Below are 8,081 nucleotides of genomic sequence, written 5' to 3'. Positions count from 1 at the left end.
TGACGGCGGCTGGGAGCATTTCGTCGGCGGCGGCGTCGCGGTGTTCGACTGCAACGACGACGGCCTGCCCGAGCTGCTGGCGGCGGGCGGGGAAAATCCCGCGCGGCTGTTCATCAACCGCTCCACCCGCGGCGGCGATCTCGGGTTCGAACCTGCGGGCGATTTCCAGGCGATCACCCATGTCACCGGGGCCTATCCGCTGGATATCGACGGCGACGGACGGCTGGATCTGGCGGTGCTGCGGGTGGGGTCCGACAGGCTGCTGCGCGGGTTGGGCGGGTGCCGGTTCGAAGAGGCGTCGAAGGACTGGGGGTTTCGCAGTGGCGACGCCTGGACCACGGCATTTTCGGCGACATGGCGCCCCGGCGACGCGCGGCCGACGCTGGCCTTCGGCAGCTATGTCGATCGCGCCGATCCGAAGGGGCCGTTCGGCACCTGCGATGACAACAGGCTCTACCGCCCCACGGCGCGCGGCTACGCCCCGCCGGTGCTGCTGACGCCGGGATATTGCGCGCTGTCGATGCTGTTTTCCGACTGGCAGCGGCGTGGGCAGGCCGATCTGCGCGTGTCCAACGACCGGCATTACTATGTGCGCGGCGGGTCCGAGCAGATGTGGCGCATGGATCCCTTGCGCCTGTTGGGCCCCGAGGATGGATGGGCCGACATCTCCATCTGGGGCATGGGCATCGCCAGCCGCGATCTGACCGGCGACGGGCGGCCCGAGGTGATGCTGACCTCGATGGGCGACCAGCTGCTGCTGATCGCGCGGCCGGGGGGCTATGATCCCGCGCCCTTCACCTTGGGCACCTATGCGCAGCGGCCCTTTCTGGGCGACGACGGGCGGCCTTCGACCGGGTGGCACGCGGAATTCGGCGATGTGAACAACGACGCCCGCCCCGATCTGTTCATCGCCAAGGGCAACGTCGATCAGATGCCGTCGAACGCGATGCGCGATCCCGACAACCTGTTGGTGCAGCAGCCCGACGGCACGTTTGAAGAGGCCGCGCAGGCGGCGGGCGTGGCCTCGGTGGAACGCGGCCGTGGGGCGTCGCTTTCGGATCTGAACGGTGACGGGCTGCTGGATCTGGTGGTGGTCAACCGGCGCGCGCCGATGGCGCTTTATCGCAATGTCACCAGGGCGGCGGGACATTGGCTGAAGGTGGATCTGCGCCTGGGCGCAGGCAACCGCAGGGCCGTGGGCGCCTGGGTCGCGCTGCGCACCGCCCAAGGCACGCAGGTGCAGGAGGTCACGGTCGGCGGCGGGCACGCAGGCGGCCGCGCGGGGCCGCTGCATTTCGGACTGGGCCGCGCCACGCAGGCGCAGCTGCGCGTCACCTGGCCGGGAGGCGCGGTGTCGGACTGGACGGCGATCGAAGCCGACCGGACGCTGATCGCGACGCCCGAAGGGGGCGGGCTGCGCATTGCCCCCGGTGTGGGCACCCTGCCCTGATCAGCGATCCACCGGCAATCCGCTGGGAACCGCATCGGGGATGCCGCGGCGCCCGGCGCGGGCCTGCGGGTCGTCGAGCGCGCCAAGAAACGCCAGCAGCGCGTCGAATTCCCCCTGGGCCAGCGTGACCGGCGGCATGGCGATGGCGGCGCGCAGCGCGGCCTGATCGCTGGCGCTGTCCATCACCGCCCAATCGGTGCCCCCCGGCAAGGGCGGCAGCGCGACGCGGCTTCGGTCGAACGGGGGGGCGCCGAGGGGGTCGAGGTGCTGACGCAAGAACCCTGCGAGCGTCGCAAACGCCCCGTCGTGCCCGTAGGGCGCCGTCGCCGTCACGTTGCGCAGGCTGGGCGTTCGAAACGCATAGGCGTCGGCCGCGCGCCCGGTGACGCGCATCCGCCCCGTGTCGCGGGAATGGGTTTCGAACCGCGCCGCCTTGCCGGGGCCGAACTGCGGCACACCCGCGGCATGGAACTGCTGATCGGTCTGGAACTTTCCGCTGTGGCAGGCGGAACATCCTGCCTTGCCGTAGAAGAGCTCCATCCCCTGCATCGCGCGCGGCGGCAGATCGCCGGTGCCGCGCAGATAGGCATCGAAGGGGCTGGTGTCGGAGCGCCATTCCTCGGCCACGAAAGCCGCGATGGCGTTCGAGATATCGGTGAAGGCGATGTCCGCGGGCGCGTCGATGCCGGGATAGGCGGCCGCGAATCCCGCCGCATAGGCCGGGATCGCCGCGACCCGCCGCGCGATCAGATCCCAGGCGCCACCCGGCCCGGTCAGCCGCCCCTGGCGCACCGCGGCCGAGACGTCGTTTTCGCTGTAATGCCCGGCCATCTCATCCTGCGACAGGACCGGAAACATGGTCTGCGCCGACAGCACATTGGCAAAGCCGGTCGTCATGTCGGCGTCAAGCGGGGTGCGCAGCCCGCCGGGCTTGGCCGGGTCGGCCTCGATCCGGCCATCGTGGAACAGGCGGGTGAATTCGCGCGCGCCGAGGTTGAACAGCGCGGGCGCATTGCGCGGCACGCGTTGTTCGGGCGGATCGGACGGATCGACGCGGCGATCGGGGCCCAGCCCGATGCCGCCTTCGCCCAGCGACAGCGCCACCCCGTCGGAGGTGCCGAATTTCGGGTGGTGACAGGTTCCGCAGGAAATGTTGCGGTTGCCCGACAGGATGGGGTCCCAGAACAGCAAGCGGCCCAGCGCGGCCTCCGCCGGATCGACGGGCGCGTAATCGGCATCCGTGACCGGGGCGGGCAAGGCCTCGCCGCCCGCCGGTTGTGCCGCGCCTGCGCCGGAAAATGCCAACAGCAGCGCGGACAGGCCAAAGGCAAGGCGTGCCGACATGGCGCGCGCTCAGGTCCGCACGTCGGGGGCGGTGCGGCCCGTATATTTCGCGATGCCGCCGATGACCTCGGCGGTGGCGATGACGGGGGCCAGTGCGGTCTGGGCGTCCTGATGCAGGGCGCTGTCGTCGGTTTCCAGCAGTTCCAGATAGACCCGCAGCGTCGCCCCCTGCGTGCCCGTGCCCGAGAGGCGGTAGACGATGCGCGCCCCGCTGTCGAACTCGATGCGAATACCCTGTCCCGTTGCGACCGTTCCATCCACCGGGTCTTCGTAGGAAAACTCATCGGCCAGCGTCACCGTACCCGCCTCGAACCGCTCGCCCGCCAGATCGGCCAGCCGTTCGCGCAAGCCCTGGATCATCGCATCGGCGGCGTCGGAATCCACGGCCTCGTAATCGTGGCGGGAATAGTAGTTGCGTCCGAAACGGCGCCAGTGGTCGGTCATGATCTCGGCCACGGACCGGCCGCTTTTGGCAAGAATCTGCAACCACAGCAGCACCGCCCACAGCCCGTCCTTTTCGCGCACGTGATCGGAGCCGGTGCCCGCGCTTTCCTCGCCGCACAGGCCGGCGCGGCCGGCGTCGAGCAGGTTTCCGAAGAATTTCCACCCCGTCGGCGTTTCATAGCAATCCAGCCCCTCGGCGGCGGCGACCCGGTCCAGCGCGCGCGACGTCGGCATCGAGCGGGCGACGCCGCTCAGCCCGCTTTCATAGGCGGGGGCGGCGCGCGCATTCGCGGCCAGCACCGCGAGGCTGTCGGAAGGGGTCACGTAGACGCCGCGGCCCATGATCATGTTGCGGTCGCCGTCGCCATCCGATGCGGCGCCGAAATCGGGGGCGTCTTCGGACATCATCAGATCGTACAGCGGCTTGGCCCAGATCGGGTTCGGATCTGGATGCCCGGCCCCGAAATCGGCCAGCGGCACGCCGTTGACGACGCTGCCCTCGGGCGCGCCCAGCCGGCGTTCCAGGATGGCCTTCGCATAGGGGCCGGTGACCGCGTGCATGGCATCGAAGCGGATGCGCAAGCCCCCCGCGATGAGCCGCGCGATCGCATCCAGATCGAACAGCGTCTCCATCATCTCCAGATAATCGGCGACGGGATCGACGACCTCGACCGTCATGCCGCCCAGCTTGACCTCGCCCGGGCGGGACAGGTCCAGATCCTGGCTTTCGATGATATCATAGGTGCGGATCTCGCGCGTGGCGCGGTAGATGCGGTCGGTTACATCTTCGGGCGCGGGACCGCCGTTGGGCGTGTTGAACTTGACGCCGAAGTCCTCTTCCGGGCCGCCGGGGTTGTGGCTGGCCGACAGGATGATGCCGCCGCCGGTGTGGCGCTTTCGGATCAGGTTCGACACCGCCGGCGTGGACAGCAGCGCGTTCTGCCCCACGATGACACGCGCCGCCCCCCCGGCCGCCGCCATGCGCAGGATGACCTGCGCGGCCGGTTCATTGAAATAGCGCCCGTCGCCGCCCAGAACCAGCGTCTTGCCCTCGATGCCGCCGATCCCCGTCCAGATCGATTGAACGAAGTTTTCCAGATAATGCGGCTGCATGAAAACGCGGGTCTTCTTGCGCAGCCCCGACGTGCCCGGTTTTTGCCCTTCGATGGGGGCGGTTTCGACGGTCGTGCTTTTCATCGGCGTTCCTCTGTGTAGCGCTCACAGCAGATTTCAAAGCGACTATAGACTTTTAATGCCATCCTGCCAGTCGGTTGATGGGTCCGGCGGCGCCGACGCCAGAACCACCACGGATTCGGCCGCGACCTGCACCTGGCTTCCGACGATCAGCTCGCCGGCCGTGCGATCCGGCGCGGCGGTGTCGATCTGGTGCATCCAGCGATGACCGTCGGGCAGCCGGGGAAGCGTCACCGCGCAGGCCTGCGCATTGTTGAACACCGCAAATATCGCGTGTTCCAGCGCATCGTAGGCGGGCGTGCCGGATGCGGTGCGCATTTCCATGGTAATGAGCCGCCGCCCGGGGTCTTCCCAATCCTCGGGGCGCATCGGCGTGCCGTCGGCGCGGCGCCAGAACAGATCCTCCACCCCGTCGATCTGGCGTTCGCGCGCGTGCAGGAACCGCTTTTGGCGCAGGATCGGGTGCGCCTTGCGCAGCGCGATCATGCGGCGGGTGAATTCCAGAAATGCGTCATCGGGGGCCGACCAGTCGATCCAGCTGATCTCGTTGTCCTGGTTGTAGGCGTTGTTGTTGCCTTGCTGGGAATTGCCGATCTCGTCGCCCGCCAGGATCATGGGCGTGCCCTGCGCCAGCAGCAGCGTCGCCATCAGGTTGCGCTTGCGCCGCGCGCGGGCGGCGCGGATCGCCGGGGCGTCGGTCGGCCCCTCGACGCCCATGTTGTCGGAATGGTTGTCGCCGTGGCCGTCCCGCCCCCCCTCGCCGTTGGCTTCGTTGTGGCGCCGGTCGTAGCTGACGGTATCGTGCAGGGTAAAGCCGTCATGCGCGGTCAGCAGATTCAGCGATGCGGTGGCGGGGCGGCCCGAATGGTCGAATTGCAACGCCGATCCGGTCAGCCGGTCGGCCAGATCGGCGACCTTGCCCGCATCTCCGCGCCAGAACTGGCGCACGCCGTCGCGGAACTTGTCGTTCCATTCCATGAACGGCGGCGGAAACGCCCCCAGCCGATAGCCCCCCGGCCCGATGTCCCAGGGCTCCGCGATCAGCTTGACGCGGGTCAGAACCGGGTCCTGGCGGATCGCGTCAAAGAATGCCGCGCCGCGGTCGAACCCCTGATCGGTGCGCCCCAGCGTGGCGCACAGGTCAAAGCGGAACCCGTCGACATGCATGACCTCGACCCAGTAGCGCAGGCTGTCCATCACCATGCGCAGCACCATCGGGTGATCGACGTTCAGCGTGTTTCCGGTGCCGGTGTCGTTGACATAAAAGCGCGGGTCGCTCTCCAGCCGGTAGTAGCTCGCGTTGTCGAGCCCGCGAAACGCCAGCGTCGGGCCCAGCTCATCGCCTTCGCAGCTGTGGTTGTAGACCACATCCATGATCACCTCGATCCCGGCGGCATGCAGGCGCGCGACCATCTGCTGGAACTCCGCGATGCGGCCCGCTTCCAGATACCGCGGGTCGGGGGCGAAGAAGCCCAGCGTCTGATACCCCCAGTAATTCGTCAGCCCACGTTCCGCGAGAAAGCGGTCGGTGATGAAGGCCTGCACCGGCAGCAGTTCGATCGCGGTGATGCCCAGCCGCGTCAGATGCTCGAGGATCGGATCGGAGGCCAGCGCCAGGAACGTGCCGGGCGCGGACACGTCGGGGTGGCGCATGGTCAGGCCCTTGACATGCGCCTCATAGAGGATGCTGTCCTGCGGCGCGATCGCGGGCGCCCGGTCGCCGCCCCAGCAGAAGGAGGGGTCCTCGACCACGCAGCGCGGCATCCAGGGCGCGCTGTCGCGGGGGTCCATGCTCAGATCCCGCGCGCCGCTGCCCACCGTATACCCCATGAGCGCATCATTCCACCGCGGCAGACCCGTCAGCCGTTTGGCATAGGGGTCGACCAGCAGCTTGGCGGGATTGAAACGGTGCCCCTCCTGCGGGGCATAGGCCCCGTGCACGCGGTAGCCGTAAAGCGTGCCCGGCGTCAGCCCCGAGATATAGCCGTGCCAGACGTCGCCGTCACGCTCCGGCAGATCCAGCGCCGCGACCTGGTTCTTTCCCGAAGGATCGAAGAGACAAAGCTGCACCCGCGTCGCATGTTCCGAAAAAACGGCAAAATTGACGCCGTCGCCGTCGAAGCTTGCGCCCAGAGGCGCGGCGCGCCCGGCCTGCATCGTGAACCCGCCGCTCATACGGAGGTCGCAAGGTTCCGGTAAAGCGCGGCGTAGCGGGCGGCGGACCGGTCCCACCCGACCGGGTGGCGCATCGCGTTTCTTTGCAGCTTGGCCCAGAGCCGCTTGTCGGCGAACAGTTCGGTCAGCTCGACAAGGGCGCAGGCCAGCGTGTGGCTGTCGATCGGGTTGAACTGGAGTCCCGTGGAACAGCCCGCCTTGAGCGCGGCGTCATTGGCCGGGATCACCGTGTCGGCCAGCCCGCCGGTCAGCGCCACCAACGGAATCGTGCCATAGCGCAGCCCGTAAAGCTGGGTCAGGCCGCAGGGTTCGAACCGCGAGGGCACCAGGATCGCGTCGCCACCCGCGATCATGCGCCGCGCCCGCGCCTCGTCATAGCCGATGGTGACGGAAACGCCGGGATGGCGCGCCGCGTCGCGCCAGGCGTGCTCCAGCTCTTCGTCGCCGCTGCCCAGCAGCGCCAGCCTGCCGCCCCGGTCGATGAGCACGGGCAGCGCCTCTTGCAACAGATCGAGCCCCTTCTGCCCCGTGAGCCGCGATATCACCACGCACAGCGGCCCCTCGCCCGCGGGCAGGCCCAGTTCTGCGTGCAACGCCTCGCGGTTGGCACGCTTGCCACTCGGGGTGGAATAGCGCGCGGCGATGGCCGGATCGCTTGCCGGGTCCCAGGCTTCGGTGTCGATGCCGTTCAGAATGCCGGTCACACCATCGGGCCGCGCCCGCAGCACCCCGTCGAGCCCCATGCCGAAGGCGGGCGTCATCAGCTCATGCGCATAGGTCGGGCTGACGGTGGTGACGCAGTCGGAAAACACGATCCCCGCCTTCAGCGCGCCGATCTGGTTGTAGTATTCAAACCCGCCCGGCGTGAAATCGACGACCGACAGGCCCAGCGCCGTCAGCTTTTCGGCAGGCGCGAGGCCATGATAGGCGATGTTGTGAATGGTCAGTACCGTGGCGACGCGATCCGCGGCCCCCATGTCGCGCAGATAGACCGGCGCCAGCCCCGCCTGCCAGTCATGCAGATGCAGCACGTCGGGGCGCCAACCGGGGACCCCTTCCGCGCCGATATGGGCCGCCGCCCAGCTCAGCGCGGCGAAGCGTTCGGGGTTGTCTGCATGATCCCGGCGGTTCTCGGTGGTATAGATCGCGCCGGACCGATCATAGAGATGCGGCGCGTCCAGCACCATCAGATCGATCCCCGCAACCCGCTGGCGCAGCAGGCGGGCCGCGCCGCCGAACAGGTCGGGCAGATCGGCCTCAAGCACGGCCGCCCCGTCGAGCGCCGCAAGGACCGCCGGATATCCGGGGATCAGCGTGCGCATGTCGCAACCCTGCCGGGCCAAGGCGCCCGGCAGCGCGCCCACCACATCGGCAAGCCCGCCGGTCTTGATGAAGGGCGCACATTCCGACGCCACCGAAAGGATGCGCGTCATGATGCGGCGGCCCGCCGGTCCAGCATCGCCTGGGTGATCAG

5 protein-coding genes are annotated in these 8,081 nt (G+C 68.7%); 1 reads left to right on the top strand and 4 read right to left on the bottom strand.

Going from position 1 to position 8,081, the window contains the following annotated elements; translation table 11 throughout:
• Window positions 1-1,450: CRTAC1 family protein (locus tag ACU0BR_RS12170; RefSeq protein WP_446157100.1), on the top strand; the 1,450-nt coding region annotated here is incomplete at its 5' end.
• Here the strand turns inward: ACU0BR_RS12170 and ACU0BR_RS12165 are convergent.
• From ACU0BR_RS12165 to glgA, 4 genes are read right to left on the bottom strand one after another with little or no spacing between them, the layout of a single operon-like run.
• Window positions 1,451-2,794: a cytochrome-c peroxidase gene (locus tag ACU0BR_RS12165; protein WP_446157099.1), complete on the bottom strand. Its 1,344-nt coding sequence runs from the start codon at window positions 2,792-2,794 to the stop codon at window positions 1,451-1,453.
• 9 nt (window positions 2,795-2,803) lie between these two features.
• The gene (locus ACU0BR_RS12160; protein ID WP_446157098.1) at window positions 2,804-4,435 is read right to left on the bottom strand and encodes an alpha-D-glucose phosphate-specific phosphoglucomutase; all 1,632 of its coding nucleotides are present in this window, start codon (window positions 4,433-4,435) and stop codon (window positions 2,804-2,806) included.
• A 42-nt stretch (window positions 4,436-4,477) separates the two neighbouring features.
• The gene (gene glgX / locus ACU0BR_RS12155; protein ID WP_446157097.1) at window positions 4,478-6,607 is read right to left on the bottom strand and encodes a glycogen debranching protein GlgX; all 2,130 of its coding nucleotides are present in this window, start codon (window positions 6,605-6,607) and stop codon (window positions 4,478-4,480) included.
• Window positions 6,604-8,040 (bottom strand): glycogen synthase GlgA, encoded by a 1,437-nt coding sequence (gene glgA, locus ACU0BR_RS12150; RefSeq protein WP_446157101.1) that lies wholly within the window; start codon window positions 8,038-8,040, stop codon window positions 6,604-6,606. Before glgA ends, glgX begins: the two co-directional genes overlap by 4 nt.
• Between the last annotated feature and the right edge of the window lie 41 nt (window positions 8,041-8,081).

This window comes from Brevirhabdus sp. (assembly GCF_052826345.1).
Note: the sequence above shows the minus strand (reverse complement) of the source record. Positions and strands in the feature narration are given on the sequence as shown.

Excerpts from the sequence above, each read along its gene's own strand:
- ACU0BR_RS12165 (WP_446157099.1), bottom strand. The coding sequence starts at position 2,794 with ATGTCGGCACGCCTTGCCTTTGGCCTGTCCGCGCTGCTGTTGGCATTT.
- ACU0BR_RS12160 (WP_446157098.1), bottom strand. The coding sequence starts at position 4,435 with ATGAAAAGCACGACCGTCGAAACCGCCCCCATCGAAGGGCAAAAACCG.
- glgX (WP_446157097.1), bottom strand. The coding sequence starts at position 6,607 with ATGAGCGGCGGGTTCACGATGCAGGCCGGGCGCGCCGCGCCTCTGGGC.
- glgA (WP_446157101.1), bottom strand. The coding sequence starts at position 8,040 with ATGACGCGCATCCTTTCGGTGGCGTCGGAATGTGCGCCCTTCATCAAG.